Source organism: Microbacterium aurantiacum (assembly GCF_031625015.1).
In the GTDB taxonomy this organism is placed as follows: Bacteria; Actinomycetota; Actinomycetes; order Actinomycetales; family Microbacteriaceae; genus Microbacterium; species Microbacterium aurantiacum.
In genome coordinates this window covers 1,602,320-1,628,555 of record NZ_JAHWXH010000001.1, presented here as the reverse complement: position 1 = coordinate 1,628,555, position 26,236 = coordinate 1,602,320, and the positions used below count along the sequence as shown (strand labels likewise).

Below are 26,236 nucleotides of genomic sequence, written 5' to 3'. Positions count from 1 at the left end.
ATCCCCGGGCGCATCCGAGCAAGGGTTTCCGATGAGCCAGCACGACGAACACACCCATCACACTGGACACGAGAATCACGGCGGTGCGCCGACAGCGCAGCATGACCACGCGGCGATGAGCCACGATCACGGCGCTCCTCAAGAACACGCCGGTCACAGCGGTCACGAGGGCCACGCCCGCCACGCCGGCCACGGCGATCACGTGGGCCAGTTCCGGCGATTGTTCTGGATCATGCTGATCCTCGCGGTCCCTGTTGTCGGGTTCTCGATGATGTTCTCGATGCTGCTCGGGTACCCGCTGCCGGAGGCCGCGTGGATCGGGTGGGTATCCCCGGTTCTCGGGACGGTCATGTACGTGTGGGGTGGTGCCCCGTTCCTCACCGGCGCGGTGAGTGAGCTGCGTGCCCGTAAGCCCGGCATGATGCTGCTGATCGCCCTGGCGATCACTGTGGCGTTCCTCGCATCCTGGGGTGCGAGCCTCGGGCTGCTGCATCACGAGCTGGACTTCTGGTGGGAGCTGGCGCTGCTAATCGTGATCATGCTGCTCGGTCACTGGATAGAAATGCGTTCGCTCGCACAGACGACCTCAGCGTTGGATTCCCTGGCTGCGTTGCTGCCCGACGAGGCGGAGAAGATCGAGGGAGATACGACCGTGACGGTCGCCCCGTCTGATCTGCAGGTGGGTGACATCGTGGTGGTGCGCCCGGGTGGGCGGGTGCCCGCGGACGGGAGGATCGTGCAGGGCTCGGCCAGCATGGACGAGTCGATGATCACCGGCGAATCGCGCCCGGTACGTCGCAGCGACGGCGACCAAGTCATCGCCGGCACCGTCGCCACCGATTCCGGGGTCCGGGTCGAGATCACCGCAATCGGTGAAGACACTGCTCTCGCCGGGATCCAGAAACTGGTGACCGAGGCGCAGAACTCATCCTCACGAGCGCAGCGACTCGCAGACAAGGCGGCAGGGTGGCTGTTCTGGTTCGCACTCGGCGCTGCCGCCATCACCGCGATCGTCTGGACGGTCGTCGGCCTGCCCGACGCCGCAGTGATCCGCACGATCACCGTGCTGGTAATCGCCTGCCCGCACGCTCTGGGCCTGGCGATTCCGCTCGTCGTGTCGATCGCGACCGAGAGGGCCGCGCGTGGAGGCGTTCTGATCAAGGATCGTCTCGCGCTGGAGAGCATGCGCACCGTCGATACCGTCCTGTTCGACAAGACCGGCACGCTCACCAAGGGCACTCCCGCTGTGACCGCGATCGACCCCGTCTCCGGAACCGACCCTGATCAGTTGCTGGCGTGGGCGGCGGCCGCGGAAGCAGACTCCGAGCACCCGCTCGCTCGCGCGATCGTGAACGCGGCGAAGGAGAAGACTCTCACGGTCTATTCCTCCTCCGACTTCGAATCTTCCCCGGCGGTTGGGGTGCGTGCACGTGTCGATCGACGCATCGTGCAGGTCGGTGGCCCGTACATGCTCGAGCAGGAGCACGCCTCCGAGCTGCCGGTCGCCGACGAATGGCGCGATGAGGGGGCGATCATCCTCCACGTGCTCGTCGACGGCCAGGTCGCCGGAGCGCTGCGTTTGGCGGATGAGATCCGCTCGGAGTCGCGTCACGCCGTCGACGCCCTCCATGAGCGCGGCGTGCAGGTGGTCATGATCACCGGTGACGCCGACGCGGTTGCCGCCTCGGTCGCGAGCGAACTCAGCATCGACCGCTACTTCGCCGGGGTCCGACCGGAGGACAAGGCCTCGAAGGTGAAAGAGCTTCAGGGCGAAGGCCGCAAGGTCGCGATGGTTGGAGACGGTGTCAACGATGCCCCCGCGCTCGCGCAGGCCGACGTCGGTATCGCCATCGGCGCGGGAACGGATGTCGCGATCGCGTCCGCGGGCGTCATCCTCGCCAGCGACGACCCCCGTTCGGTGCTGTCGGTGATCGAGCTGTCGCGGGCCAGCTACCGGAAGATGAAACAGAACCTCTGGTGGGCCGCCGGCTACAACCTGCTCTCCGTCCCCCTCGCGGCCGGCGTGCTCGCCCCGATCGGGTTCGTGTTGCCCATGTCAGTGGGTGCGCTGCTGATGTCTCTGTCGACCATCGTGGTCGCCCTCAATGCACAGCTGCTGCGCCGACTGGATCTGCGCCCGGACGCGGTGACGGGCACGTAGCCGGGAATCAGAGGCGCATAGTCTGCGGTGTTAGCATCCTGAGCAGAGTGGAGGGTCCCCGCATGCATGTCGCGTTTCGCAGCGCACGCCCGCAGCTGTCGCTGCGCGCGCTGTTGATGCTCGGCGCGGCCACGCTCATGGTCATCGTCGGGCTGTTGGCCATGCACACCTTCACCGCCGAACCAGCCGGGCACGGATCGCCCGGGCTCACCCACTCAACATCCGCAGCCGGCGATGAGCACGCCCCTGACGTGATGGGCACCGCCTGCGATGGGCCCTGTCACGTAAGCACCGGGCCCGACCAGGGCCACAACGACATGCTGACGGCCTGCGTGCTCGCGCTACTCGCCGGCCTCCTGCTGCTGCTTCCTCCGACGCTGATCCACGGTCGCGGCCTGCCCCTTCACCGAGCGATGAGCCTGGTGAGATGGGGTGCGACCGGTGTTTTTCCGCGGGCTCCCTCGCTCACGTTCCTTTCGATAAGTCGCACCTGAGTAGTCGCCGCCGACCCGAGCGGTCGGTTTCGTGGCGCCGCCTGGCGCCGCTATTTGCGAACCCTCATACGACTTATCGAAGGAACAATCATGAACAAGAAGATCGCCCTCGCTGTCAGCACCGGCATTCTGACACTCGCGCTGGCGCTCAGCGGCTGCGCGGACAGCGGCACCGCGCCGTCCAGCGAGACCACCTCCCCGTCGCAGTCGTCGTCGACCTCACAGGCGACTGAGGCGGATGAGATGTTCGTCACGATGATGATCCCGCATCACCAGCAAGCCATCGAGATGGCCGACATCCTGCTCGCCAAGGACGGGGCAGACCCACGCGTGGTCGAGCTCGCCGAACAGATCAAAGCAGCGCAGGGTCCCGAAATCGACAAGATGCTCGGATGGCTCGAAGACTGGGGCGTGGACTACGACCCTGACTCCATGGGCGGCATGGACCATGGGTCAATGGGCGGTGACGACAGCATGATGTCCGAAGAAGACATGACCCTGCTGGAGAACGCAGACGCCGCCGAGGCCAGCCGTCTGTTCCTCGAACAGATGATCGTGCACCACGAAGGTGCCGTCGACATGGCGCAAACTGCCCTTGACGACGCGCAGAGCCCGGACGTCCTCGACCTCGCCCAGCAAGTGATCGACGATCAGACCGCAGAGATCGCCACAATGCAGGAACTCCTGGAACAGCTCTAGGACCCGACTCGGGCGGGCCCAGAAACGTTCGGCCCGCCCTCACCGGCCACCTCTTTGCCACGCCCTCGACATCCATTACATGTCGGTGCGCTCCTGCCGCGCGCCGCGAAGCCAGGCCGTCCCGCGGCCGCCACCGGAAGCCATCATGAAACGCTCACTCCTTCTCGCCACTGCCACGGTGACCGCCCTCGCCGTCATCGCCACCGGCTGCACCGCAACACCGCTCGGAAACCCCGACTCGGCACCCCGCATCGACCACATCCACGGCATCGCCGAAGACCCACGTGGCGATGACCTGCTCATCGCCACGCACAACGGCATCTTCACCCTCGACCCCGGCGGGAAGATCTCCGGCCCGATCGGCGGACACGATTTCGACGCCATGGGATTCACCGCCTGGAAAGACACGCTGTTCGCGTCCGGACACCCCGGGGAAGACACCCCGCCTGAACTGGGAGCCCCGAACCTCGGCATCATCCGCAGCGACGACTACGGGAACTCCTGGTCCCCGATCGCCCTCAACGGGACCACCGACTTCCACGTCCTGACCGCAGGACCCGACGGCGTCCTGTACGGCATCCCTTCCAGTCAGGTGAACCTACTCACCAGCACCGACGAGGGAAGCACCTGGACAGAGCGTGCACCCCTCGGCGCCGCTGATCTCGCCGCCACCGAATCCGGCGTGTACGCCGCCGCCGAAGAAGGCCTCCTCCTCAGCACCGACGGCGGCAACACCTTCACGCCCGTCGATGCGGCCCCTGTCCTGTACGCCCTGGAGGCGCGCACGGACGGCACCCTTCTTGGTGCTGGTACGGACGGCGTCCTGTGGTCACAGGACGAAAGCGGTGCCTGGCAGCAGCTGGAATCGCTGCGCGGCGCCGTGCAAGCCCTCTCCGTCATCGACGAGCGCATCATCCTCGTTGACGACCGTGGCATCGTCGAGATCTCCACAAACGGCACGACCGTCCTCAGCCCCGCCCAATAGGGGGGCGGATACCGACAAAGCCCCGCGCTCCAAGACTTCTCATGAACAAGCCCAAGAACCCACTGCGGAATCTCACGTTCTTCATCACAGCCGCGACGATCGCCGTCGCCCTCCTCGCCATCGCCAGTTTCCTCACGATCGGAGCGATCTTCCAATGACCCGCGCCGGAACCCACCCGCTCGATCCTGTGCGAACGCATCGACGCCTCGTTCGCCTCGGGTACGTGCTCCTGGCCACGGGCCCGGTCCTCGCACTCGCGCACTTGCTGAGCGACACGCAATCGACCGATGCCGCCTGGTGGACCTACACAGTCGCCAGCTACGACATCGCGCTGATCATCGTCATGGCTGCCGTGGCATTGATCCTGCGGGATCCCCCGCCTGGGGGAACGGATCAGCGAGACACTGCGCCCTGAGCGTTGAGGCCGCATCACGGCTGGGGTTACCATGCCCTCCCGGGGTATTCAACGGGGTGCCGCAGGCGACACCGTGATCGTAGTTTGAGAGTTCCAGGACGACGAGAGGATTCGATCATGACTGTCGTGGCAGAAATGCTCCGCTCCTATCCGAAGGACCTCGGACAGGTCGACCAGAAGGCGCTCGTGGACTGTATCGAGGCCTGCATGGACTGCGCCCAATCGTGCACCGCATGCGCGGATGCGTGCCTGAGCGAGGAGATGGTCTCAGAGCTCACGAAGTGCATCCGCACGAACCTGGACTGCGCCGACCTCTGCGACACCACCGCGCGCATCCTGTCCCGACACACCGGCTACGACACCAACCTCACCCGGGCAGCCCTGGAAGCGTGCCGCACCGCGTGCGCGAGCTGCGCCGACGAGTGCGAGAAGCACACCATGCACGAACACTGCACCGTGTGTGCCGCGGCCTGCCGGCGATGCGAAGACGCGTGCGCCACGCTCCTCGCAACCCTCTGAACCGGACGCTCGTCAACCGCGCGACGCGCAACCAATCCAGACGAACAGGTGAATCACATGTCACAGGATGCCCATGAAGGAAGCGAACGACAAGCAAAGGACAAGAAGCACGGCTCGCTGAAGATGTACCTGCGTTTCGCGGCGATGATCCTCACCGGCATGGTCGTGATGTACTGGACGATGTTCGCCGGAGTGTGGGAATGGGGACACATCCGCTTCAGCGAGAGCCGCATATTCATGGCTCTCACCATGGGCGGCGCCATGGGCCTCGTTATGCTCGCCTGGATGCTGAACATGTACAAGAACACCGAAGCGAACATCGCCGTCGTCATCGTCAGCGTCCTCCTGCTCGGAGGCGGCGTCGCGCTCGACCGTAGCCAGATCACCGTCGACGACACCGCATACATGCGGGCCATGATTCCCCACCACTCCCTTGCGATCACCAGATCTGAACGAGCGCAGATTCAGGACATCCGGGTCTGCGAGCTCGCCGTCGGGATCAGCGAAGCTCAGCGGCGAGAGATCCTAGAAATGGACTGGCTGATCGACGATATTGAACGCAACGGACTCGCCACGACACCCGAGGACGCGCAGAACCGGCCCGTTCCCGACTTCGACCGGGCTGCCGACCGTGAATGCACCGACGACGAGTAGCGACGCCCGGGCGTGGCCCAGATGTCTGCGACGAGATAGTCACCGAGGTCCGCTGAAAGTCCCCACCACCGAATGAGTTTCGGAGAGCCACTGCGGCAACTCGCCGTGAGACTCTAACCGAATCAGTCAGAAACGATGAAATTCGAGGCCCTCCGCAACGCCCCAAAAGCCCGCCCGGGGCAGCTCGCGAATCGTCGCCGAGTCGATACCCGGGCGTAACACCCGGCGTCCTATCGTGGACCATGGCGCCTTCTTCCGATTCCGCAGCCCGGTCCACCGTCGTCGCCCTCGTCGGATGCGACAGCGACGAGCTCCTCGAGGGGATCTCCGACCTCCCCGCCGTCGCCGCCCTGTCTCTGCGCGGCCAGGATCCGACCGACGCGGCGCTCGCGATCGCGACGCGTCCGCAGCCCTACGTCGTGCATGACGCCGACCCGCTCGAACACGTCGCCGCCGCGTGGGTGGAGCTCTTCCAAGAGCGCGCCACCCTCGGCACGCTCGAGGTCGAGGTGGAGGCGCTTCTGGCGCTGTTCGCGTCCGGCGCGGCGTTCATGCCCGACTACTACGTCGTCGCCTCCCCCGGCGCGGTCGAGGGCGAGTGGCGGCACTGGTGGTTCGGAGCCCTCGCCCATCACGCCCCGGCGCGCGTGCTCCCGATCGAGGGGTCGGCCACCGCCCTCCGCCAGCGACTCCGGAGCCTCCCGGCGTCTCGCCCGTGGCCGGACCCGGCGTCGTGGCTTCCGGCGGTGCACTTCGACATCCCGGACCGCGTAGGGCTCTACGGCGCACGCGGTGCCGCCTGAGTCCGCGGTACCCTCGCCCGTGGCCTCGATCCTGTCCTACACGCACGCCGGCGCGACGCTCGTCGCCGAACTGCGCAACGAAGGAACCGGCATCGGCCCCGGTCCGTTCCTCCTCATCCATGGGATCGGCATGGGCCGGAGCGTGTTCACGGACCTCATCTCGCACCTCGACGATGCGGCCCCCGTCGTCGCCGTCGACCTGCCGGGATACGGCGAAGCGCCACCGCCCGTCCGGGTCCTGACGATGGAGCGCACCGCCGACCTGCTCGCGGCGTTCCTCGAGCATCACATCCGGGTCCCCGTCGTGGCGATCGGCCACTCGATGGGGTCTCAGATCGTCGTGGAGCTCGCGGCCCGGCATCCGTCACTGGTGTCGCACGTCGTCCTCGTCGGTCCGACGATCGATCCCGAGGCACGATCGGCGCTGCGGCAGATCTGGCGGCTCGCACGCGACCTCATCGACGAGAGCCCCCGCGTCATCACCATCGGCGCCCGCGAGTACATGCGGGCGGGGCCCCGCCTGCTGACGAAGTTCCGCGCGATGATGGCGCACCGCCCGGAGCGGGCGATGCCGCGCGTGACCGCACCCACCCTCGTCGTCCGTGGCGAGCACGACCTCGTCGCCCCGCGCCGCTGGTGCACCCGCATCACCGAGCTCATCCCCGCCGCGAAGCTGACCGAGATCCCGCATCACGGTCACGAGACGATGATCCGGGATGCCGCACCCGCCGTCGCCCGCATCCTCCCGTTCGTGGCGAGATGAGCGGGCGCGGCGGAAGGCGTCAGGGGCGATCGGGAGCTGCGGCGTCGCCCGTAGAGATCTGACGCACGAGTTCATCGATCTCGTCGTCGGGGAGCGCGATGCCGGTCTGCTCGAGACGCTGCGCGAGCACGTGGCGAATCTCGTCGAACGTTCGGGTGCCGACATCCGATCGGGTCTGCGCGACGATGCCGGCGACCTTCGCGACGTCATCGGCGTTGTTCTGCGACATCGCGGGAAGTCGCTGCTCGGCGGCATCCCCGAGGCCGTTCTTCCGCTGCGCCTCACCGACGGTGAGGGTGTCGCGATCGGCGTCCTGACCGTGGTGGTCGGCGCTGCCGACCACACCGGTGCCGACTGCCTCGTGGCTCACGCCGTTGTCGCCGGTGTTCTCGCCTGTCGTGCTCATGGCGCACTCCTCTCGTCCGTGCACCAGCCTCACACCGCGACGCCGCCGATCCACGGCCTTGACAACACCCCTCAGGTGCGCTTCGGCTCCGTACGCGCGGCCGCGGCCTGGTCGCGGTCGCGCGCGATCTCGCGGCCGACGACCGCCGCCCCCGAGGTCAGCAGCGCCCGCCGCCAGGGCAGGGTGCCTTCGATCTCGATCTGAATCGACATCGACAGCACCGTCCGGATGAGGACGATGATGCCGAGGATCAGGGCGTCTTCCATCGACGGCTTTGACGTGATCGTGCGGATGAGGTCGGCGGCGACGAGCACCTCGAGGCCCAGGAGGATCGCTCCTCCGAGCGTCGTGCGGAGCGTCGTGAACGCGGCCTGCCCTCCGTCGCCGCGGGCGAGAGAACGGATGCCGAGCACCACGGCGACGACGAATCCGATCACCATGGCCGTCGCGCCGATCAGTTCGAACGCGATCGCGACGGCGACGAAGACCTCTTCCAGGTTCACGCCGCCAGCATAGGGTGCGGGAGGCGTCAGACCGAACGCCGATCGGCGAGGATCGCGGCACGCTCGGGGTGGTCGGCGAACCAGTCGGCGACGTACCAGCACACCGGGGAGACCCGTCGGTCGCCCAGCCCCTCGATGTCGGCGACGGCACGCTCGACGACCTCGGCGGCGTATCCGTGGCCGCGGAAGGTCGGAACGGTGTACGCGCGCGTCAGGGCGACGGTACGGCCATCGTCGCGGTAGTCCAGGACACTGACGAGGTCGCCACCGTCGTGGAGGGTGTAGCGCGACGCGTCGGGTTCATGGGAGAAACGCAGATCGGTCACAACGACAGGCTACGCCTGCGGCGCCCGGCCAGCCGCCGCTCGCACCCCGGTCGCGGCGACTTCACGGGCGTCAGGGCGTGACGCCGGTGCGCGCGAGCTCCCCGTACCAGCGTCCGGAGTCCTTCACCGTGCGCTCGAGGGTGTCGAAGTCGACGCGGACGATCCCGAAGCGCTTGGCGTAGCCGTAGCCCCACTCGAAGTTGTCGAGCAGCGACCAGACGAAGTAGCCGCGCAGGTCGACCCCGCGCTCCATCGCGCGGTGCGCGGCGGTGAAGTGACGGCGCAGGTAGTCCAGACGCTCCGGATCGGGGACCGAGCCGTCATCGGCGACGACGTCGTCGAAGGCGACACCGTTCTCGGTGACCATCAGCGGCTGGTCGGGGAACTCCTCCCCCAGCGCCACGAGGAGCTCCTCGAGGCCTTCGGGGGCGATGTTCCACCCCATCGCCGTGTACGGTCCGGGCTGTTCGAGGAACTCCACGACCGTGTCGCTGCCAGGCCACGCCGTCGCCCCGGGGACGCCCTTGTGCCCGTCGTTCGTCTGCTTCGGCGAAACGCCGTCCCACATCCGCACGGTGGCCGTGGAGTAGTAGTTGACGCCCAGCACGTCGATCGGCTGACGGATGTCGGCGAGGTCGCCGTCACGGACGAACGACCAGTCGGAGACCTCACGGGTGTCGGCGAGGAGATCGTCCGGATACGCGCCGTGCAGCATCGGACCCGTGAACGCCCGGTTCGCCAGGGCGTCGATGCGACGCATCGCCTCCGCCGCACCGTCTCCCTCGCCCCGCAGCACGTGGAAGTTGAGGGTCACCGAGTACTCGGGGTCTCCGGTCGAGGTCGCCCGGAGCGTCTGGACGGCCCGCCCATGGGCGAGGTTCAGGTGGTGGACGGCGGCGAGCGCGGCATCCGGCTCGTGCCGTCCCGGCGCGTGCCCGCCCTGTCCGTAGCCGAGGTAGGCCGAGCACCACGGCTCGTTGAGCGTGGTCCAGGTGTGCACGCGGTCGCCGAGCGCCGCGCCCATGACCTCCGCGTAGCGCTCGAACGCGTCGGCGGTCGCGCGGACGGGCCAGCCGCCGGCATCCTCCAACGCCTGCGGGAGATCCCAGTGGTACAGCGTCGCCACGGGACGGATGCCGCGCTCGAGCAGCCCGTCGACCAGCCGCGAGTAGAAGTCGATGCCCGCCTGGTTGACCTCGCCGGTCCCGGTGGGCATGATGCGGGGCCACGCGATCGAGAAGCGATACGCCCCGAGGCCGAGGTCGGCCATGAGGTCGAGGTCGGCCTCCACCCGGTGGTAGTGATCGCAGGCGACGTCGCCCGTGTCGCCGTTCCACACCTTCCCGGGGGTCTTCGAGAACGTGTCCCAGATCGACGGCCCGCGGCCGCCTTCGTCGAACGCGCCCTCCACCTGATAGGCGGCGGTCGCCGACCCGAAGGTGAAGCCCGCGGGGAAGACGAGTCCGCTGTCGCGGTAGTCGGCGCGGCCGGTCGTCGTGGTCGTGGTCGTGGTCGTGGTCATTCGGTCACTCCCGTGCGATCGATGGTGAAGGAGGCGGTGCGACCGTCGGGCGTCGCGATCCGACGCTCGATGGTACCGCTCCCACCCGGGGTGCTGCCACCAGGTCGGGCCTCCCGACGAAGTGCTACACAAAGGTCGCGCGCCTCTCCGATTGCGAACCCCACCGGCGTCGGCATGGGCGATCTGTCACATTTCGTCACACGTCGCGGGGCACCTTTTCCGCAATTTGACCGTCACGGAAACACTCGGTCATAATCAGCCGCATGACTGACAACGCACGCTCTCTGTCCGCCTGGGAGGCGAACGGGACTGCCGGCATGATGATGGCCGGCCGCGTGGCGCTGTGTTGTCGAATGTGCCACTAGCACGGTGATCCCCGCCGGATCCGCCCGTTGGAGCGAGCCTTCGACGCGCATCGGATCCCCCGAGGCGCCGCGCGGACGCGTCGATCACGCGCCGTCGGAGTCCTCGCACACCGCCCCGTCCGGGCATCCGTCGCCTCAGAGCGATCGAAACGCAGAACCCTCTCCCGGCCACCCACGCCGACGACCTCCCGGGGTTCACCTCCTTCAAGGACCATCATCATGTCGAACACCGCACTCCTCGAGCGTCCCGCCGCCCCCATCCGTCGCCTCCGCCCCGTGAACCGCCCGACCGTGCCCGCAGAGGCGTCCGCCGAGACCGCGTCGGCCCCGACTCCCGCCGCGTCCGGCGACACCGGCGCATCCGGCAGCGCCGGCAGCGCCGCCGCGCGCAGCCTCCCGCCCGGCACCGCACCGCGCGGCTTCGCGCTGTACGTCGGCATCGACGAGGCCAAGGCCTCCGCAGCCGGGGTGAACCTCGGCGTCCTCGTCGACGCGCTGCGCCGCACGCTCGCCGACCTCGCCCCCTCGGCCGAGACCTACGCCACCGTCGCCCTCGCGCCCGTCGGCGCCGGCGGACGTGACGTCGACGTCGTGCGGCTCGCGCTCCACGAGCCGTCCGCGGTCGCCCGCACGAAGCAGGATGAGCCGCTCGAGGAGGACGCCGTCGCCGGCGGCGTCGTGGTCGACATCTCCCGCAAGCGCGTGCTGATCGACGGCGAATCGGCAGCCTTCACGTTCAAGGAGTTCGAGCTCCTGCAGTACCTGGTGCTGCGCGAGGGCCGCACGATCGAGCGCACCGAGCTGGTCACGTCGCTCTGGCAGGCCGCCAGCGACGAAGAGGCGCCCGGCGAGCGGACGATCGACGTGCACGTGCGGCGTCTGCGCGCCAAGCTCGGCCGGTACGAAGACATCGTGCGCACCGTCCGGGGCGTCGGATACCGCTTCGATCGGCACGCCGACGTCGTGATCCACTACGGCCACGGCACGCCGTCGCCCGACCGCTTCTGACCGCCGCGCCCGTCTCGCACGGCATCCGTCGTCGGTTCGTGTGGCGCATGTGGCCCCCTCGGGCTCTGTGAGGCGGCCACGACCGCCACACGAACGCGCTCGCGGCGGGCGACGTCGGCGGTGCGACGTAGGGTCGAGGGCATGACGATCGTCGAGCGCACGCGCGAGCAGGTCCGCGCGCGTCCGGCGAGCCCGCCGCACACCCAGGCGCCACCTCACCCCCAGGCGCCGGCACGACCCGAAGCGCCGCTGCAGACCGAGTACCGACCGCGGCATCCGCTCGACCTCCGCCGCACGGTGATGTTCCAGCGCCGCGGCGCGAACGACCCCACGATGACGATGGCGGGCGCGGTCATCTGGCGTGCCAGCCGCACTCCCGAGGGCGTCGCGACGCTCGCTCTGACGGATGCCGGATCAGGCGTCGTCCGCGCGGCGGCCTGGGGGCAGGGGCGCGAGTGGGCGATCGCCCACGTCCCCGACCTCTGCGGCGCGCGCGACGATGCCACCGGATTCGCCGCCGAGCGACATCCGCTGGTCGCGGAGCTCTTCCGCCGGATGCCGGGGCTCCGCCTCGGGCGCACCGACGGGGTGTTCGACGCCCTCGCCTGCGCGATCTTCGAGCAGAAGGTCACGGGGATGCAGGCCTTCGCCGCGTGGCGGCGGATCGTCTCCGCGTTCGGCGAGACGGCGCCGGGCCCGACGCCGCGCCCGATGGCGGCGCCCCCTGACATCGACGGCTGGCGGGACATCCCCTCGTGGGCGTGGCACCGTGCAGGTCTCGAACCCCCGCAGTCCAAGACCGTCGTGCGCGCCGCACGGAGGGGCCGCTCGATCGTCCGCGCCGTCGAGGCCGCGGGCGACGGCGAAGCGGTCGACCGGGTCCTCGTCTCGCAACCCGGGATCGGCCCGTGGACGTCGGCCGAGACGCGCATCCGCGCCCTCGGCGACCCCGACGCCGTGAGCGTGGGCGACTTCCACCTCGCCCACGAGGTCGGCTACGCCCTCGCCGGAGCGCGCACTGACGACGACGGGATGCTGGCGCTCCTCGAACCGTGGAGCGGGCAACGGCAGCGCGTCATCCGACTCCTCGCGGCCGGTGGCGTGCGCGAGCCGCGCAAGGCGCCACGCCTCCACCCCGAGGACCACCGCGACCGCTGACCACGACCACTGAAGCGACCAGGAGCACCGATGCCGTTCGACCCCGTCCCCCTCGACCACACCTTCACTGCCCCGATCGGCGTCGACGTCAAAGGGGAGGTCTGGGCCTGTGTTGAGATGCCCGGTTCCGCCGAGTTCTTCGGCACCGGCCGCTCGGTGCGCGTCGACCTCACGGTCGATGAGGTGCCGCTGACGGATGTCGGCATGATGGTCACCGGCACGGGCGGTCACATGGTCTCGCTGAACGCCGCCGTCCGCCGGAAGCTCGGCAAAGACATCGGCGACACCGTCACCGTTCACCTCACGCGACGCGTGAAGTAGGTCACCGCGAAACCCTGCCGTCCGGGGCGGGGGCGCGATATCCTGGGCGCGCAATGGACCGCGGAGTCGCGATCCCCGGAGGAGTACCCGAATGCTCGCCACGTTGCCCGATGCGCCCGCGAACGTGCTCGCGTTCCGCGCCGTGGGTTCCGTCCACGCCGACGACTACCGCACGGTGCTCGATCCGGCGATCGACCGCGTGATCGCCGACGGCGGCACCGTCAATCTCGCCCTCGTCTTCGGCGACGACTTCGACGGCTATTCCTTCGGCGCGCTGTGGCAGGACGCGCGTCTGGAGAGCAAGCCGGCGAGCTCGTGGGGCCGCATCGCCCTGATCACCGACCACACCGCCGTGGCCGAGATCATCCACGCGATCGCCTTCCTGTTCCCCTGCGAGCTGCAGATCTTCCGGACCTCCGCGAAGGACAAGGCGATGACCTGGGCCTCGCGCGCACCGGAACGCCCGACGAGAACGGATGCCGCCCCCTAGGCTGAGCGCATGACTACCCCCCGCTCGCGCTGGACGCGCGGCCGCTCCGGCTGGGCGCTCGGCACCGCCCTGATGTTCGCGCTCGGCATCATGTTCGGACTCATCTGGGAGAACCTGCTGCTGGGCATCGTGATCGCCGCGGCGGTCTCGATCGGCTGGCTGATCGCGTACGAATCCTGGCGCGGACGCAACGTGGGGCTGGAGAACCGCGACGACGACGGCGCGCAGCTCTAGCGGCAGCGGCGAGCACCGGAGGCCTGGACGATGCGGATCGCGATCGCGGGTGCCACGGGACGCGTCGGCGTCCCGGCCGTCGAGATCGCCCGCGCCCGTGGACACGACGTCGTCGCCCTGACCCGCTCCGACGGCGTCGACCTCGTCACCGGCGCCGGAGCGGATGCCGCCCTCGGGGGCGTCGACGTCGTCATCGACGTGACCCATCACGAGACCCGGAGCACTCGCCGGTCGGTGGACTTCTTCACCGCGGTCACGACCACTCTGTTCGATGCGGAGGTCCGGGCGGGCGTCCGACACCATATCGCCCTGTCGATCGTCGGCATCGACGGCCAGAGCTCCGGGTACTACGCCGGCAAGCTCGCTCAGGAGGCGGCGGTGCAGGCGGGACCGGTCCCGTGGACGCTGCTCCGCGCCACGCAGTTCCACGAGTTCGCGGGGCAGATCTGGGAGGTCGCTTCCGTCGGCCCCGTCCACCTGGCGCCCCGGATGCGGACGCAGCCGATCGCGGCGCGCGAGGTCGCGTCGCACCTCGTCGACCTCGCCGAGGGCCGCCCGCGCGGACGCGCCCGCGACCTCGCGGGTCCGCACGAAGAGAGCCTCGTGGCCATGGTCCGCGCCTACGGCCGGGCGATCGGGCGTCCGGCGACGCGCTGGCGTGTGCCCGCCGTCTCGCTCCCGGGCGCGTTCGGCCGATGGCAACGCGACGGTTCCGCCCTCCCGGGTCCGGATGCGACCCTCGGCGAGCAGACCTTCGCCGAATGGGTCGAGGAGACCCGCGCGGCGCGGTGACCCCGCACGCAGTGAACGCCGGCTGAACAACCCCTGAGTCGCCTTGCCGCGGATCGATGCGGCCGACTACGGTAACCGGGGGCGCTCTGCGCCCGCCCCCGAACCGCGAGAGCGAGGTGATCCTGATGCCCAGTGACAGTTGCAGTCCTCGGCCGGACGCCGCGCACCCTCGCGATCTCGTTTCCTGAGCGCGACACCCGCGCGTCCGGCGATCATCCGGATGCCGCTCCCGTCGGCATCCGGCATCCGTTCGCCCTCGTGCGAGCCGTTCGTGCGCGACAGGAGTGAGATCCGTCATGACCCCCGAGCAGACCCGTGCCCTCGATGACCGTGTGCTGGCGATCGAACAGGCCCTCAGCGCCGACGATCTGCCCGCGACGTCGTCGCTGATCGCCGACGCCCCCACCCACGAGGTGGTGGCCGTGATCGAACGGCTGGACGCCCGCCGGCGGGCGGTGGTCTACCGCCTGCTGCCGAAGCAGCGCGCCCTCGAGGTCTTCGAGGACCTCCCCGCGTCGCTCCAGGGCGATCTCGTCGACGCGCTGCAGGACTCCGAGGTCGCCGCCGTGTTCGCCGACCTCGACCCGGACGACCGGGTGCGCCTCCTCGACGAGCTCCCGGCATCCGTCGCCCCGCGGCTCCTCCGCGGCCTCCCCGTCGACGAGCGCACGCTCACCGCGGCGGTGCTGGGCTACCCGCAGGATTCGATCGGGCGCCGCATGAGTCCCGAATACGTCACGCTCCGCCCGTCGGTCCGGGTCTCCGACGCGCTCGCCCGGGTGCGTTCCCGCGTCCGCGACGCCGAGACGGTGTACACGATCCCGGTCATCGACGACGCGCGCACGGTCGTCGGAGTCATCAGCCTGCGCGACCTGCTCGGCGGCGCCGACGACGACACCGTGGGCGCGCTCATGAGCGAGCCCCACACCGCGACCGCCACCGACGACGCCGAGGACGCCGCGCGCCTGTGCGCCGACCTCGGCGTGCTCGCGCTTCCCGTCGTCGACAGCGAGGGACGCCTCGTCGGCATCCTCACCATCGACGACGCCGTCCGCATCCTCGAGCAGGAGGAGAGCGAGGATGCCGCACGCCAGGGTGGTGCCGAGCCGCTCCGTCGCCCGTACCTGTCGACGCCGATCCTCCGTATCGTCCGCTCGCGCGTGGTGTGGCTGTTCGTGCTGGCGGTCGGTGCGACCCTCACGGTGCAGGTGCTGTCGGTGTTCGAAGACACCCTGGCGCAGCTCACCGTGCTGGCGCTGTTCGTGCCGCTGCTCATCGGAACGGGCGGGAACACCGGCAATCAGGCAGCGACCACCGTGACCCGTGCCCTGGCGCTGAGCGAGGTCCGCACGCGGGACGTGTGGCGGGTGCTGTCGCGCGAGGTCCGCGTCGGCGCGCTCCTCGGGCTGCTGCTCGGCGTCCTCGGGTTCGCGATCACCAGCGTCGTGTTCGACTTGCAGGTGGGACTGGTGATCGGACTCACCCTGCTGTCGATCTGCACGGTCGCGGCATCCGTCGGCGGTGTCATGCCGCTCCTCGCCCGCGCGATCCGGGTCGACCCCGCGGTCTTCTCGAACCCGTTCATCACGACGTTCGTCGACGCGACAGGGCTCGTCATCTACTTCTTGATCGCCCGCGCGGTCCTGCAGATCTGACCGCTCACATCTCTTCGTGCGTCTCGGGGTCGCCGTCCCACAGCCGACCACGCTCGAGTCCGGAGATCGCCGCGACCTGGTCGTCGGTGAGGGTGAAACCGAACACGTCGGCGTTCTCGCGCTGCCGGTCGGCGTCGGCGGACTTCGGAATGGGGGTGCTCTGCAGCTGGGTGTGCCAGCGCAGCACGACCTGTGTCGGGGTCGCGTCGTGGACCGCGGCGAGGTCGGTGATGAGCTGCTCGGCGAGCAGATCGCTGCGGCGGGCGAGCGGGCTCCAGCTTTCGGTGCGGATGCCGTGCTCCGCGTGGAAGGCACGGAGCGCGCCCTGGGGGAAGTAGGGGTGCAGCTCGACCTGGTTCACCGCCGGGACGACACCGGTCTCCTCGATCAGCTCGGTGAGCATCGCCTCGGTGAAGTTCGAGACGCCGATCGAGCGGACGAGCCCCTCCTCGCGCGCATCGATCATGCCGCGCCACGTGTCGAGGTACTTCCCGACGCTCGGGTTCGGCCAGTGGATCAGCTGGAGATCGAGGCGCTCGAGACCCAGCCGGTCGAGCGATCCGCGGATGCTGTCGACGGCCTCGGTGCGGCCGTGCTGGCGACCGGGGATCTTGGAGGTGACGATGAGCGCGTCGCGGTCGACGTCCGCCCGGCGGATCGCCTCGCCCACCTCGCGCTCGTTCTCGTAGTTCACGGCGGTGTCGAGCAGTCGGTAGCCGGAGGCGATCGCGGACACGATCGCCTCGATCCCCTCCTCGCCCCTCAGGTTGTAGGTCCCGAGCCCGAGTTCGGCGAAGGAGTGACCGTCGTTGAGGGTGACCGCAGGAATCGTCAGCATCCCCCCATGATGCCCGAAAGCCGCGGCGCGGGTGCGGTCGGCCGCCACCTCGACGGCCCCGACGAAGTACGCTCGGCGGATGCGCGTGATCGATTCCGTGGCGCAGCTGCGGGCCGCCCTCGACCCCGTCCGTCGCCGCGGGGGTCGGATCGGCCTCGTCCCCACGATGGGCGCCCTCCACGAGGGGCACCTGACGCTCATCCGCGAGGCCGCACGGGTCTCGGACGAGGTCGTCGTGTCGGTCTTCGTCAACCCGACCCAGTTCACCGATGCCGCAGACCTCGCCGCCTACCCGCGCGATCCCGAGACGGATGCCGCGATGGCCGCCGCCGCCGGCGCGACGGTGGTCTTCACCCCGAGCCCCGACGAGGTGTACCCCGCGGGCTTCTCCACCGGCATCCGCGTCGGAGGGGTGAGCGAGCCGTGGGAGGGCGCGGCGCGCGGCGCGGCCCACTTCGACGGGGTGGCGCTGGTGGTCACCAAGCTCTTCCTGATGGTCGGTGCCGACGCCGCATGGTTCGGGCGGAAGGACGCGCAGCAGGTCGCCGTGGTCCGTCGGCTCGTGCGCGATCTGAACATCCCGATCGAGATCCACGCCGTCCCGACCGTCCGCGACGCCGACGGGCTCGCGCTGTCGAGCCGCAACGTCCGGCTGACCGACGAGGCACGGGCGCAGGCCCTCGCGATCCCCCGCTCGCTCTCCGCGGCCGGCGCCGCCGTCGCGGACGGCGAGACGGACGCCGCTCTCCTCACGGCCCGGGCGCACGAGGCGCTCCGCGCGGCGGGGATAGAGCCCGAGTACTGGGCGATCGTCGACCCGGACTCGTTCGCCCCGCTCACCCGGATCGAGACAGAGTCGCTCGCGATCGTCGCCGCCCCGGTCGGCGGCGTGCGGCTCATCGACAATGAGCTGCTGAGCCCCTGACGCCCGTCGCGGATCAGAAGAGCGTGGAGAGCCCGCCGTCGACCACCACCGTCTGACCGGTGAGGTAGGACGCCTCGTCCGACGCGAGAAACGCCACCAGCGCCCCGACCTCGGCGGGGGTCCCCCACCGGCCGAGAGCGGTGCGGGTCGCGACGACGTCGGCGATCCGCGCGTCGACGAGCAGGTCGGCGTTGGAGTCGGTGACGATCGTCCCGGGTGCGACGGAGTTGACGCGGCATCCGAGCGGTCCCAGTTCGGACGCGAGGGACCGTGTGAGCCCGTCGAGGCCCGCCTTCGCCGCGGCATACCCGGGGTCGCCCGCGCGCCCGCGAAGGGCTGCCACCGACGACACCGTGACGATCGAGCGGAGCACGCCGCCGGCGGCCTCGGCCCCGGCCAGGCACCGACGGATCACGTCGTAGACCGCGACGAGGTCCGCTCCCATGAGCGCCGAGAAGGCCGCCGTGTCGAGGTCGCGCACCCCGCGACGGTCACGCAGGCCGACGTTGTTCACCAGGATGTCGGGCACGAGGCCCACCTGCGCCGCCGCGGCGAACGCGGCGTCCAGCTCACCGGGATCGGTGACGTCCGCGGCGAACCCGTGCGCGTCGACTCCTTCGGCCCGCAACTCCGCGATCCGCGGGGCGAGGGTCACGGAGTCCCGCCCGCCGACGAGGACCCGGGCCCCACGGTCGGCGAGCGCATCCACGATGGCACGGCCGATCCCCACGCGGCCGCCGGTGACCAGCGCCGTGCGACCGGCGAGGCTCCGCGGGCGGACCGCGCCGTCGTCGACGGGGATGCTCACCCGAGACCCTCGGAGCCGTCGACCCCGCCGAGGTCGTCGACGCCCTCGAGCGCTGCAGCGACCTCCGCCGCGTCCCACGACGACGCATTCGACGCGGCCGGGAACGAGCCGTCACGGACGGCCGCGGCGTACTCGTCGAGGGCCGCGACCGTCTCGCCGCCGAGCGAGCGGAACCGGCGCGCGTGGCGCGGAACGAAGTCCTCGTAGAGGCCGAGGAGGTCGTGCCACACCTGGACCTGTCCGTCGCAGCCGGCGCCCGCGCCGATGCCGACGGTGGGGATGTCGAGCCGCGCCGTGATCGCCGCGGCGAGCTGGGCTGGCACGAGCTCGAGCACGACGCCCCACGCTCCGGCGGCCTGCACCGCGAGCGCGTCGCGCAGCACGCGCCGCGCCTGATCGCGCCCGCGCCCCTGGACGCGCACGCCGAGGGCGTGGACCGACTGCGGTGTGAAGCCGATGTGGGCGAGGACGGGGATGCCGATCTCGACGAGGCGACGGATCGTCGACGCCTGCGCGACACCGCCCTCGAGTTTGACCGACTGGCATCCGCCCTCCGCCATGAGGCGGGTGGCGGCGCGGACGGCGTCGTCCTCGATCGCGTAGGTGCCGAAGGGAAGGTCGGCGACGATAAGGGGGCGCGAGGCCCCGCGGGCGACCATCCGCGTGTGGTAGATCATGTCGTCGAGGGTCACCGGCAGGGTGCTGTCGTGCCCCTGCACGACCATTCCGACCGAGTCGCCGACGAGGATCGTTTCGACGGCGCTGCGTTCGACCAGGCGCGCGGAGGTGTAGTCGTACGCGGTCACCATGGCGAACCGCTCCCCCGCGTCGCGCATCGCACGGATCCGCTCGATGGTGGTGCGCATGTCGCGCCTCCTCTCCGAGCCGCTCGACGCCGGGCTCACGCGAGTCCGCGGGCCGGCGGGCATCCTCCAGCCTGTCAGACTCGCGCGCGACGCGGGTACCGGCCGCTCACACGAAGGATGCCGGATCCTTCGCCTCCAGCAATCCGCGGATGATCGTGATGACCCCCTCCTCGGTGTGCGACGGCGCGCGGAAGCGGGCGCGGTCGACCACGTCGGGGTGCGCGCCGGCCATCGCGAACGACAGGTGCGCGGCATCCAGCATCTCGAGGTCGTTGAGGTAGTCCCCGAACGCGGCGGTGTTCTCCGGCCCCACCCCGAGGGCGCGCTGCAGCGCGGTGAGAGCGACACCCTTGTTCACGCCGGGATTCATCACGTCGACCCAGTGGGCACCCGAGACCACGACCTGATGGGTCTCGCGCACGTCGGCGAGCGCGCCCGCGACCCGTTCGCCGTCCGAGAATGCGTAGACGGCGACCTTGAGGATCTGGTCGTCCACCTCGGCGAGCGCGGAGACGTGGGACAGCCGCGCGTAGTATTTCGCGGCTTCGTCGGCGAAGGCGGCATCCGTCCGCTCGATGTAGGCGGAGGCCTTGCCGCACAGCACCACGCCGAGATCCTCGCTGGCGGCGAGGTCGGCCAGGCTCGCGAGCACGGCGTCGACGACGTCCCGGTCCATCGCCACGGAGCTGACCTCCTCGCCCGCCCGCACGACGTAGCCGCCGTTCTCGGCGATGAAGACGAGCTCGTCGCGGTGATCGGGGAACGCCTCCTGCAGGGTGGCGAGCTGGCGACCGCTGGCGGGGGCGAAGTGGATGTCGCGCTCCCGCAGCTCCTCCAGGAGCGGCCACAGCGCATCCGGCACCCGGCCCTCGGCATCCAGCAGCGTGCCGTCCATGTCGACGGCGATCAGGCGCAGGTCCTCGGCAGAAGTCACGCCTTCCAGCGTCGCACACCGCACGGATGCCGCCCGCGGGCGGTGCCGCTACGGTAGCGGTGTGACTGCACCCATCGACCCCACCGGCACGTCCGCCTGGGCGGAGCTCGCGCGGCTCCGCGACGGCTTCACCCCCGATCTGCGCGCCTGGTTCGCGGCTGATCCCGACCGCGTGAGCGCACTGACGTTCGACCTGGACGACCTCCGCGTCGATCTGTCGAAGAACCTCGTCGACGCCGAGATCGTCGCCGCCCTCGTGCGCCTGGCCGAACAGACCGGCGTCGCCGAGCGCTACGCCGCCATGCGCGCGGGCGCGCACATCAACACCACGGAAGACCGTGCCGTTCTGCACACCGCCCTCCGCCGCCCCGCGGGGGCGGAGCCGGCGCTCGTCGTGGACGGGCAGGACGTCGACGCCGACGTGCAGTCGGTGCTCGAGGCGATGTCGGCGTTCGCCGAGCGCGTGCGCTCGGGCGAGTGGCAGGGTGTGACCGGCAAGAAGGTCACGCACGTCGTCAACATCGGCATCGGCGGTTCCGACCTCGGTCCGGTGATGATCTCCACCGCCCTCCAGCCCTACGCGGATGCCGGCATCCAGGCCCGGTTCGTGTCGAACATCGACCCGACCGACCTCGCGCAGAAGACCGCCGACCTCGACCCCGAGACGACGCTGTTCATCGTCGCGTCGAAGACCTTCACGACGCTGGAGACGCTCACCAACGCCCGCCTCGCCCGCGACTGGCTGTGGGCGGGACTCGCCGCCGCCGGAGCGATCGACGACACGGAGGATGCCCGGACGGATGCCGTGGCCCACCACTTCGTCGCCGTCTCGACGGCGCTGGAGAAGGTCGCCGAGTTCGGCATCGATCCGGTGAACGCCTTCGGCTTCTGGGATTGGGTCGGCGGGCGCTACTCAGTGGACTCGGCGATCGGCCTGTCGCTCGTGATCGAGTTCGGACCGAAGGTCTTCCGCGATCTCCTCGCCGGCTTCCACGCCGTCGACGAGCACGTCGGCTCCACGCCGCTCGCCGAGAACGTCCCGGTCCTCATGGGTCTGCTGAACGTCTGGTACGTGAACTTCCTCGGCGCGCAGTCGCACGCCGTCCTCCCCTACGCCCAGCAGCTGAGCCGCTTCCCCGCCTACCTCCAGCAGCTGACGATGGAGTCCAACGGCAAGTCGGTGCGCTGGGACGGCTCCCCCGTCACCACCGACACCGGTGAGGTCTTCTGGGGCGAGCCGGGGACGAACGGGCAGCACGCGTTCTATCAGCTCATCCACCAGGGCACCCGCCTGATCCCGGCCGACTTCATCGCGTTCGTGAACCCCGCCTACCCCCTCAAGGACGACGGCCGCGACGTGCACGGACTGTTCCTTTCGAACTTCCTCGCCCAGACCAAGGCGCTGGCGTTCGGCAAGACCGCCCAGGAGGTCGAGGCCGAGGGCACCACCGGGGCACTCGTCGCCGCGCGCACGTTCGCCGGCAACCGTCCGACGACGTCGATCTTCGCTCCGGCGCTGACCCCCCGCGTGCTCGGCGAGCTCATCGCCCTGTACGAGCACATCACCTTCACGCAGGGCACGGTGTGGGGCATCAACTCGTTCGACCAGTGGGGCGTGGAGCTCGGCAAGCAGCTCGCGCTGCAGATCGCGCCGGCCATCGAGGGCGACGAGGACGCGATCGCCGCACAGGATGCCTCGACGCAGGCGCTGCTGGAGTACTACCGCACGCACCGGGACTGAGCCCCGACACCTCAGCGCGGCCGGATGGGAATTCCCACCCGGCCGCGCTGCGTTGGGCCCCACATGACCACGGTAGGAATCATCGGAGCAGGACACATCGGCAGCACCCTCGCGGAGGCGCTCTCCACCCACGGCTACGACGTGGTGATCAGCAACTCGCGCGGCCCGGAGACGCTCGCCCCGCTCGTGGAGCGCCTCGGCGACCGCGTGCGCGCCGCCACGGTGGACGGGGCGGCGGAGGCCGGCGAGTGGGTCGTCGTCACGGTGCCGCTGAAGAACGTCACCGACATCCCCACGACACCGCTCGCGGGGAAGATCGTCGTGGACACGAACAACTACTACTGGGAGCGCGACGGCCGCATCGACGCCCTCGAGCAGAAGCAGACGACCACGACGCGGATGGTGCAGGATCACTTCGCCGAGGCCAAGGTCGTCAAGGGCTTCAACCACATCCCGTCCGCAGAGATCCTCACGGATGCCGCGGAACCCGGCGACCCGGACCGCCGCGCCCTCGTCGCCGCGGGCGATCACCCCGAGGCCGTCGCATTCCTCACGGCGCTGTACGACGAGCTCGGCTTCGACACCGTCGCGCTGGAGGTCTCCGAGAGCTGGCGGATCGAGCGCGACCAGCCGGGATACGGCATCCGTCTGACGGCCGACCAGCTGCGCGAAAAGCTCGCCGCCGCCGAGCGCTGAGCACCCGCGCGAGAACGCGGCGTTCTTGATCTTGTCGTCGAGGCCCATGAGGCGTCCCTTCTCTCGGTGGTCGGCGGGGGCTGACAGACTCGGGCGATGACGCAGCGCGCGCATTTCCTCACCCTCGCCACGCCCGATCTCGGCGCCGCCGGGCGGTTCTACCGCGACGGACTCGGCTGGACGCCCCTCTACGACGACCCCAACGAAATCCTGTTCTTCCAGATCGCACCGGGCCTCGTGCTGGGCCTGTTCGACGCCGAGAAGTTCGACCAGGATCTGCGTCGTGACCGCGCGACGACCGGCGCCCAGGGGCTCACCCTGTCGTACAACGTGGAGACACGGGAGGACGTCGCGGCCACCCTCACGCAATGGGAGGCCGCCGGCGGGCGCATCGTGAAGCCCGCGCAGGAAGGCGCGTTCGGCGGCATCTTCCACGGACACGTCGCCGATCCCAACGGCGTGGTGTGGGAGATCGCGCACAACCCCGGCTGGAGCGTCTCCGACGACGGCACGGTACATCTCGGCTGACAGGTCCTTCAGCCGGCGAGCGCCTCCGCCACCCAGCGCGCGTAGGCCTGCCACGGCGGAACGCCACCGGTGACGGCGTCGATGTGCGCCCGCAGCTCCGGGGTGTCGCGAAACCACTCCCCACCCTCGCGCAGGGTCGCGAACTCCCGGTGGCGTCGCTGCTCGAGCGCGCGTCCGCCCCGCTCGAACCCGAGCAGTTCGTCGTGCCAGATCGCCGACACCCTCCGGCGCGGATGCCGCGAGGTGCCGATCTTGATGCGCTCGGCGAATCGCAGGTAGTAGACGACCTCGACGGTGGGCATCGGCAGGTCGTGATCGGGAGCGTCACCGACGCGCCACCCGCAGTCGGCGCACCGCCACCCGTCCGCCGCACGGAGGCCGGCGTCACTACCGCACAGGGCGCACGGCCCCGGTATCCCTCCGACGATCGCCACGAGGGGACGATAGCGGCGGGTTCCGACGTCGACTCAGCCGAGCCGGGCGAGCGGATTCTCGGCGAGATTCCGGGCGATTCCGGCCTCGTGCAGGCGCCGCGCCGCGGTGTCGGGCTTTCGGGCGGCCTGATCGGCGATGCAGGCGCTGAACTCGGCCGCGAGCGCTCCTCGCGGATGGGCGGCGAGAACCTCGCGACGGTAGGACTCGGGAAGATCCTCCGGCCGTGCGCCGGAGATGTCGAGGCCGGTGGCGATCTCGAGCAGGTAGCCCTCCGCATCCATCGCCCGATCCACGGACGGCCAGTTGTGCCGCACGATGACCTCGAGCACGCGCGCACGCCGGGGTGCCGGCCAGCCCACGCCCGCGGTGAGTGCGACGGCGACGTGGCCGCCGGCGTGCTCGTACGAGAGCGTGTGGTTGTCGTACTCGGCCACCGTCCCGATGTCGTGCAGAACGGCGGCGACGTACAGCAGTTCGTGGTCGACGTCGTCGATGCCGTCGACGCGCGCGAAGGCTTCCGCCCAGAGCCAGGATCGCAACGCGTGCGCGGTGATGGCGGCGGACTGATAGGTCTGGGCCATCTCGAGGGCACCCCGCGCCGCGGGGGTCTCGGGAACGGGGAAGTCGGAGATCTGCACACTTCACTATCGCCGTGCGACGCCCCCTGCGCCGTCGTTCATCGGGCACGACGCGACAATTTCCTGCCAGGATGTCCAATGACAGAGATTCTGTAGTTTTCGCCAGTGATGTTGTGGTGAGCGTTGGTGCGAATTCGCTGCTCCGGAAACCGCACGCCGCGAGACTGGCGATGCCCGATGACATAGATCATGTAGTCCGCCGGAGCGCCCTCTGAAACGCTGGCCCCAGGCATGCGGCGTCCGGATACGCAAGCTTCGAGTGTGAAGTCCTTTGCCGGCTCTTCCCAGATGAGGGTGTAGGTCGGCCGGGAGCGTCGGTCCGCAGATAGACGTCGAGGTCTCCCGACGACGGAGGTTCCTACGCCATCCATCCGAAAGACCTCGACGTGACCGACGCTACCCCGCCGGCCGGCTTCGGCCGTCCGGGAAGCCGGGACACGTCACATGACCTGTGCTGCGGGCGTGTCGAGTGGGTCGTCCAGGGGCGACGCAGGAGCGTCGACGCGACGTGCTGAGAGGTGGTTCCAGTCGAGCGCTAGGACACCGGCTACAGGCATGGCGATAGGTCAGGAACGGCGTCGCTCCCTGCGCAGGAGGGAGCGCAGAGTCTCGGCGTTCGCGTAGCCGACCCGTAGCGCGATCTCGGCGGAGGTGAAGTCCGTGGTTGCTGAGAGGTGCCGAGCTCGTTCGATGCGAAGCCGTTGGACGAAGCCGAGCGGAGTGAGGTTGAGCGCCGCACGGACTCGTCGTTCGAGGGTGCGCCGGCTGGTGCCGAGCGACTGCGCGACGAAGGCGACGTTGAACGGTTCGTCCAGGCGGGCGCGCACGAAGCGTTCGAACTCGACGACGATCGGGTCCTCGTGCCGGAGATGTTCGTAGGCGACGAAGGCCGCCTGCGACGGACGCTCGTCGATGATGAGGAGCTTGGCGACATGTTGGGCCAGGTCGGGGCTGATCGATCGCACGAGTGAGAGCGCGAGGTCGATGTGGGCGAACGCGGCGCCGGCGGTGACGAGGTTCCCGTCGACCACGACCATGGTGTCGAGATCGAGGGCGACGGTCGGATAGCGCTTCAGGAACTCCGGCCCCAGGAACCAGCTGGTCGTCGCCCTCCGATGATGCATCCGTCCGGTCTCGGCGACAGCGAACACGCCGGTGCACGCCGCGGCGATCCGGGTGGTCGCCTCGTCGAGGCGCCCGAGCGAGGCGATGACCGAACGAGCATCTCGGCTCTGGAGGACGTCGTTGGTAGCGGCGGCCGTAAGGGTTCCAAGCGCAGGGACGACGACCACGTCGAACTCTCCGGACTCCGACAGCGGGTGGTCCACCGACAGGGTCATCGATGCTGTCGTGGTCACTCGCCGTTTCGGTCCGAGGATGGCGAGTTCGATCGGGTCGATCAGCGGGTCGACATCGCCGCGGGCTCCGTCGGCCACCCGCACGATGTCGATGATCGACGCGATAGCCGAACCGAAGCAGCCGTCGATCGCGATCAGTCCGATACGCATGACGTAAACAATAGCAATACTGCCGTATACGCCACTCCCCACCGGC

The 26,236-nt window shown here is 69.7% G+C and carries 32 protein-coding genes; 21 read left to right on the top strand and 11 right to left on the bottom strand.

Annotated elements, in window-relative coordinates:
- The first annotated feature begins 31 nt into the window (after positions 1-31).
- From KZC50_RS07555 to KZC50_RS07515, 9 genes are all read left to right on the top strand, one after another.
- Entirely contained in the window at positions 32-2,161 is a 2,130-nt protein-coding gene (locus tag KZC50_RS07555) for a heavy metal translocating P-type ATPase (protein ID WP_053548205.1), read from the top strand.
- Positions 2,162-2,223: 62 nt separating this feature from the next.
- Positions 2,224-2,655: a DUF6153 family protein gene (locus tag KZC50_RS07550; RefSeq protein WP_053548206.1), complete on the top strand. Its 432-nt coding sequence runs from the start codon at positions 2,224-2,226 to the stop codon at positions 2,653-2,655.
- A gap of 90 nt (positions 2,656-2,745) precedes the next feature.
- Entirely contained in the window at positions 2,746-3,354 is a 609-nt protein-coding gene (locus KZC50_RS07545) for a DUF305 domain-containing protein (protein WP_053548207.1), read from the top strand.
- A gap of 145 nt (positions 3,355-3,499) precedes the next feature.
- The gene (locus KZC50_RS07540; RefSeq protein WP_053548208.1) at positions 3,500-4,339 is read left to right on the top strand and encodes a F510_1955 family glycosylhydrolase; all 840 of its coding nucleotides are present in this window, start codon (positions 3,500-3,502) and stop codon (positions 4,337-4,339) included.
- A 154-nt stretch (positions 4,340-4,493) separates the two neighbouring features.
- The gene (locus tag KZC50_RS07535; RefSeq protein WP_053548209.1) at positions 4,494-4,754 is read left to right on the top strand and encodes a hypothetical protein; all 261 of its coding nucleotides are present in this window, start codon (positions 4,494-4,496) and stop codon (positions 4,752-4,754) included.
- Between the two features lie 117 nt (positions 4,755-4,871).
- Positions 4,872-5,273 (top strand): four-helix bundle copper-binding protein, encoded by a 402-nt coding sequence (locus KZC50_RS07530; protein WP_053548210.1) that lies wholly within the window; start codon positions 4,872-4,874, stop codon positions 5,271-5,273.
- Between the two features lie 57 nt (positions 5,274-5,330).
- Positions 5,331-5,927 carry a DUF305 domain-containing protein gene (locus KZC50_RS07525; protein ID WP_301135584.1) on the top strand — a complete coding sequence of 199 codons (597 nt, stop codon included), beginning with the start codon at positions 5,331-5,333 and terminating at the stop codon, positions 5,925-5,927.
- A 242-nt stretch (positions 5,928-6,169) separates the two neighbouring features.
- On the top strand, positions 6,170-6,730 hold the full coding sequence (locus KZC50_RS07520; RefSeq protein WP_053548211.1) for a hypothetical protein: 561 nt from the start codon (positions 6,170-6,172) through the stop codon (positions 6,728-6,730).
- 19 nt (positions 6,731-6,749) lie between these two features.
- Positions 6,750-7,493 carry an alpha/beta fold hydrolase gene (locus tag KZC50_RS07515; protein ID WP_310891226.1) on the top strand — a complete coding sequence of 248 codons (744 nt, stop codon included), beginning with the start codon at positions 6,750-6,752 and terminating at the stop codon, positions 7,491-7,493.
- A 19-nt stretch (positions 7,494-7,512) separates the two neighbouring features.
- On the opposite strand, the gene KZC50_RS07510 is transcribed toward KZC50_RS07515, so the two are convergent.
- The 4 genes from KZC50_RS07510 to KZC50_RS07495 all read right to left on the bottom strand — a co-directional run bounded on the left by KZC50_RS07510 (position 7,513) and on the right by KZC50_RS07495 (position 10,250).
- Complete coding sequence (locus KZC50_RS07510) at positions 7,513-7,899, bottom strand: hypothetical protein (RefSeq protein ID WP_310891225.1); 387 nt, start codon at positions 7,897-7,899, stop codon at positions 7,513-7,515.
- Between the two features lie 71 nt (positions 7,900-7,970).
- The gene (locus KZC50_RS07505) at positions 7,971-8,402 is read right to left on the bottom strand and encodes a DUF1622 domain-containing protein (protein WP_310891224.1); all 432 of its coding nucleotides are present in this window, start codon (positions 8,400-8,402) and stop codon (positions 7,971-7,973) included.
- A gap of 26 nt (positions 8,403-8,428) precedes the next feature.
- A complete protein-coding gene (locus KZC50_RS07500; RefSeq protein WP_310891223.1) occupies positions 8,429-8,728 on the bottom strand; it encodes a GNAT family N-acetyltransferase in 300 nt (99 codons plus the stop codon).
- Positions 8,729-8,798: 70 nt separating this feature from the next.
- Complete coding sequence (locus KZC50_RS07495; protein ID WP_310891222.1) at positions 8,799-10,250, bottom strand: GH1 family beta-glucosidase; 1,452 nt, start codon at positions 10,248-10,250, stop codon at positions 8,799-8,801.
- 584 nt (positions 10,251-10,834) lie between these two features.
- On the opposite strand from KZC50_RS07495, the gene KZC50_RS07490 reads away from it, so the two are divergent.
- From KZC50_RS07490 to mgtE, 8 genes are all read left to right on the top strand, one after another.
- Positions 10,835-11,623, top strand: a complete 789-nt coding sequence (locus KZC50_RS07490; protein ID WP_310891221.1) for a winged helix-turn-helix domain-containing protein — start codon at positions 10,835-10,837, stop codon at positions 11,621-11,623.
- Between the two features lie 141 nt (positions 11,624-11,764).
- Positions 11,765-12,781: a DNA-3-methyladenine glycosylase family protein gene (locus KZC50_RS07485; RefSeq protein WP_310891220.1), complete on the top strand. Its 1,017-nt coding sequence runs from the start codon at positions 11,765-11,767 to the stop codon at positions 12,779-12,781.
- 30 nt (positions 12,782-12,811) lie between these two features.
- Positions 12,812-13,102: a DUF1905 domain-containing protein gene (locus KZC50_RS07480; protein ID WP_053548217.1), complete on the top strand. Its 291-nt coding sequence runs from the start codon at positions 12,812-12,814 to the stop codon at positions 13,100-13,102.
- 91 nt (positions 13,103-13,193) lie between these two features.
- The gene (locus KZC50_RS07475; RefSeq protein WP_301134756.1) at positions 13,194-13,592 is read left to right on the top strand and encodes a SpoIIAA family protein; all 399 of its coding nucleotides are present in this window, start codon (positions 13,194-13,196) and stop codon (positions 13,590-13,592) included.
- A 9-nt stretch (positions 13,593-13,601) separates the two neighbouring features.
- Entirely contained in the window at positions 13,602-13,826 is a 225-nt protein-coding gene (locus KZC50_RS07470) for a hypothetical protein (RefSeq protein WP_053548219.1), read from the top strand.
- 30 nt (positions 13,827-13,856) lie between these two features.
- Positions 13,857-14,618: an SDR family oxidoreductase gene (locus KZC50_RS07465; RefSeq protein WP_310891219.1), complete on the top strand. Its 762-nt coding sequence runs from the start codon at positions 13,857-13,859 to the stop codon at positions 14,616-14,618.
- Positions 14,619-14,750: 132 nt separating this feature from the next.
- Entirely contained in the window at positions 14,751-14,906 is a 156-nt protein-coding gene (locus KZC50_RS07460) for a hypothetical protein (protein ID WP_301134759.1), read from the top strand.
- A gap of 8 nt (positions 14,907-14,914) precedes the next feature.
- Complete coding sequence (gene mgtE, locus KZC50_RS07455) at positions 14,915-16,273, top strand: magnesium transporter (protein ID WP_310891218.1); 1,359 nt, start codon at positions 14,915-14,917, stop codon at positions 16,271-16,273.
- 4 nt (positions 16,274-16,277) lie between these two features.
- On the opposite strand, the gene KZC50_RS07450 is transcribed toward mgtE, so the two are convergent.
- The gene (locus KZC50_RS07450) at positions 16,278-17,111 is read right to left on the bottom strand and encodes an aldo/keto reductase (RefSeq protein ID WP_310891217.1); all 834 of its coding nucleotides are present in this window, start codon (positions 17,109-17,111) and stop codon (positions 16,278-16,280) included.
- Between the two features lie 79 nt (positions 17,112-17,190).
- Between KZC50_RS07450 and panC the strand changes: the two genes are divergently transcribed.
- A complete protein-coding gene (panC, locus tag KZC50_RS07445) occupies positions 17,191-18,036 on the top strand; it encodes a pantoate--beta-alanine ligase (protein ID WP_310891216.1) in 846 nt (281 codons plus the stop codon).
- Between the two features lie 13 nt (positions 18,037-18,049).
- Here the strand turns inward: panC and KZC50_RS07440 are convergent, their stop codons facing one another.
- From KZC50_RS07440 to KZC50_RS07430, 3 genes are all read right to left on the bottom strand, one after another.
- On the bottom strand, positions 18,050-18,844 hold the full coding sequence (locus tag KZC50_RS07440; protein ID WP_301134764.1) for an SDR family NAD(P)-dependent oxidoreductase: 795 nt from the start codon (positions 18,842-18,844) through the stop codon (positions 18,050-18,052).
- On the bottom strand, positions 18,841-19,710 hold the full coding sequence (gene panB / locus KZC50_RS07435) for a 3-methyl-2-oxobutanoate hydroxymethyltransferase (protein WP_301134765.1): 870 nt from the start codon (positions 19,708-19,710) through the stop codon (positions 18,841-18,843). The genes KZC50_RS07440 and panB overlap by 4 nt, the downstream gene beginning before the upstream one ends.
- A gap of 106 nt (positions 19,711-19,816) precedes the next feature.
- Positions 19,817-20,644: a Cof-type HAD-IIB family hydrolase gene (locus KZC50_RS07430; RefSeq protein WP_310891215.1), complete on the bottom strand. Its 828-nt coding sequence runs from the start codon at positions 20,642-20,644 to the stop codon at positions 19,817-19,819.
- A gap of 61 nt (positions 20,645-20,705) precedes the next feature.
- On the opposite strand from KZC50_RS07430, the gene pgi reads away from it, so the two are divergent.
- The 3 genes from pgi (at position 20,706) to KZC50_RS07415 (ending at position 23,609) form a co-directional block, all read left to right on the top strand.
- The gene (gene pgi, locus KZC50_RS07425) at positions 20,706-22,385 is read left to right on the top strand and encodes a glucose-6-phosphate isomerase (protein ID WP_310891214.1); all 1,680 of its coding nucleotides are present in this window, start codon (positions 20,706-20,708) and stop codon (positions 22,383-22,385) included.
- A 63-nt stretch (positions 22,386-22,448) separates the two neighbouring features.
- Positions 22,449-23,081, top strand: coding sequence for an NADPH-dependent F420 reductase (locus KZC50_RS07420; RefSeq protein ID WP_310891213.1), 633 nt, complete (start codon positions 22,449-22,451; stop codon positions 23,079-23,081).
- 96 nt (positions 23,082-23,177) lie between these two features.
- Positions 23,178-23,609, top strand: a complete 432-nt coding sequence (locus KZC50_RS07415; protein ID WP_310891212.1) for a VOC family protein — start codon at positions 23,178-23,180, stop codon at positions 23,607-23,609.
- Positions 23,610-23,617: 8 nt separating this feature from the next.
- Here the strand turns inward: KZC50_RS07415 and KZC50_RS07410 are convergent, their stop codons facing one another.
- The 3 genes from KZC50_RS07410 to KZC50_RS07400 form a co-directional block, all read right to left on the bottom strand.
- Positions 23,618-23,911 (bottom strand): GIY-YIG nuclease family protein, encoded by a 294-nt coding sequence (locus tag KZC50_RS07410; RefSeq protein ID WP_310891211.1) that lies wholly within the window; start codon positions 23,909-23,911, stop codon positions 23,618-23,620.
- A 165-nt stretch (positions 23,912-24,076) separates the two neighbouring features.
- The gene (locus KZC50_RS07405; protein WP_375294589.1) at positions 24,077-24,625 is read right to left on the bottom strand and encodes an HD domain-containing protein; all 549 of its coding nucleotides are present in this window, start codon (positions 24,623-24,625) and stop codon (positions 24,077-24,079) included.
- A gap of 623 nt (positions 24,626-25,248) precedes the next feature.
- Complete coding sequence (locus tag KZC50_RS07400) at positions 25,249-26,190, bottom strand: GlxA family transcriptional regulator (protein ID WP_310891209.1); 942 nt, start codon at positions 26,188-26,190, stop codon at positions 25,249-25,251.
- Between the last annotated feature and the right edge of the window lie 46 nt (positions 26,191-26,236).

Coding starts and splice junctions, on each gene's coding strand:
- KZC50_RS07485 (WP_310891220.1), top strand. CDS start 11,765: ATGACGATCGTCGAGCGCACGCGCGAGCAGGTCCGCGCGCGTCCGGCG.
- panC (WP_310891216.1), top strand. CDS start 17,191: ATGCGCGTGATCGATTCCGTGGCGCAGCTGCGGGCCGCCCTCGACCCC.
- KZC50_RS07540 (WP_053548208.1), top strand. CDS start 3,500: ATGAAACGCTCACTCCTTCTCGCCACTGCCACGGTGACCGCCCTCGCC.
- KZC50_RS07410 (WP_310891211.1), bottom strand. CDS start 23,911: ATGCCCACCGTCGAGGTCGTCTACTACCTGCGATTCGCCGAGCGCATC.
- KZC50_RS07545 (WP_053548207.1), top strand. CDS start 2,746: ATGAACAAGAAGATCGCCCTCGCTGTCAGCACCGGCATTCTGACACTC.
- KZC50_RS07530 (WP_053548210.1), top strand. CDS start 4,872: ATGACTGTCGTGGCAGAAATGCTCCGCTCCTATCCGAAGGACCTCGGA.
- KZC50_RS07400 (WP_310891209.1), bottom strand. CDS start 26,190: ATGCGTATCGGACTGATCGCGATCGACGGCTGCTTCGGTTCGGCTATC.
- KZC50_RS07415 (WP_310891212.1), top strand. CDS start 23,178: ATGACGCAGCGCGCGCATTTCCTCACCCTCGCCACGCCCGATCTCGGC.
- KZC50_RS07480 (WP_053548217.1), top strand. CDS start 12,812: ATGCCGTTCGACCCCGTCCCCCTCGACCACACCTTCACTGCCCCGATC.
- KZC50_RS07520 (WP_053548211.1), top strand. CDS start 6,170: ATGGCGCCTTCTTCCGATTCCGCAGCCCGGTCCACCGTCGTCGCCCTC.
- mgtE (WP_310891218.1), top strand. CDS start 14,915: ATGACCCCCGAGCAGACCCGTGCCCTCGATGACCGTGTGCTGGCGATC.
- KZC50_RS07465 (WP_310891219.1), top strand. CDS start 13,857: ATGCGGATCGCGATCGCGGGTGCCACGGGACGCGTCGGCGTCCCGGCC.
- KZC50_RS07405 (WP_375294589.1), bottom strand. CDS start 24,625: ATGGCCCAGACCTATCAGTCCGCCGCCATCACCGCGCACGCGTTGCGA.
- KZC50_RS07470 (WP_053548219.1), top strand. CDS start 13,602: ATGACTACCCCCCGCTCGCGCTGGACGCGCGGCCGCTCCGGCTGGGCG.
- KZC50_RS07420 (WP_310891213.1), top strand. CDS start 22,449: ATGACCACGGTAGGAATCATCGGAGCAGGACACATCGGCAGCACCCTC.
- KZC50_RS07490 (WP_310891221.1), top strand. CDS start 10,835: ATGTCGAACACCGCACTCCTCGAGCGTCCCGCCGCCCCCATCCGTCGC.
- KZC50_RS07475 (WP_301134756.1), top strand. CDS start 13,194: ATGCTCGCCACGTTGCCCGATGCGCCCGCGAACGTGCTCGCGTTCCGC.
- KZC50_RS07535 (WP_053548209.1), top strand. CDS start 4,494: ATGACCCGCGCCGGAACCCACCCGCTCGATCCTGTGCGAACGCATCGA.
- KZC50_RS07550 (WP_053548206.1), top strand. CDS start 2,224: ATGCATGTCGCGTTTCGCAGCGCACGCCCGCAGCTGTCGCTGCGCGCG.
- panB (WP_301134765.1), bottom strand. CDS start 19,710: ATGCGCACCACCATCGAGCGGATCCGTGCGATGCGCGACGCGGGGGAG.
- KZC50_RS07495 (WP_310891222.1), bottom strand. CDS start 10,250: ATGACCACGACCACGACCACGACCACGACGACCGGCCGCGCCGACTAC.
- KZC50_RS07450 (WP_310891217.1), bottom strand. CDS start 17,111: ATGCTGACGATTCCTGCGGTCACCCTCAACGACGGTCACTCCTTCGCC.
- KZC50_RS07525 (WP_301135584.1), top strand. CDS start 5,331: ATGTCACAGGATGCCCATGAAGGAAGCGAACGACAAGCAAAGGACAAG.
- KZC50_RS07555 (WP_053548205.1), top strand. CDS start 32: ATGAGCCAGCACGACGAACACACCCATCACACTGGACACGAGAATCAC.
- KZC50_RS07510 (WP_310891225.1), bottom strand. CDS start 7,899: ATGAGCACGACAGGCGAGAACACCGGCGACAACGGCGTGAGCCACGAG.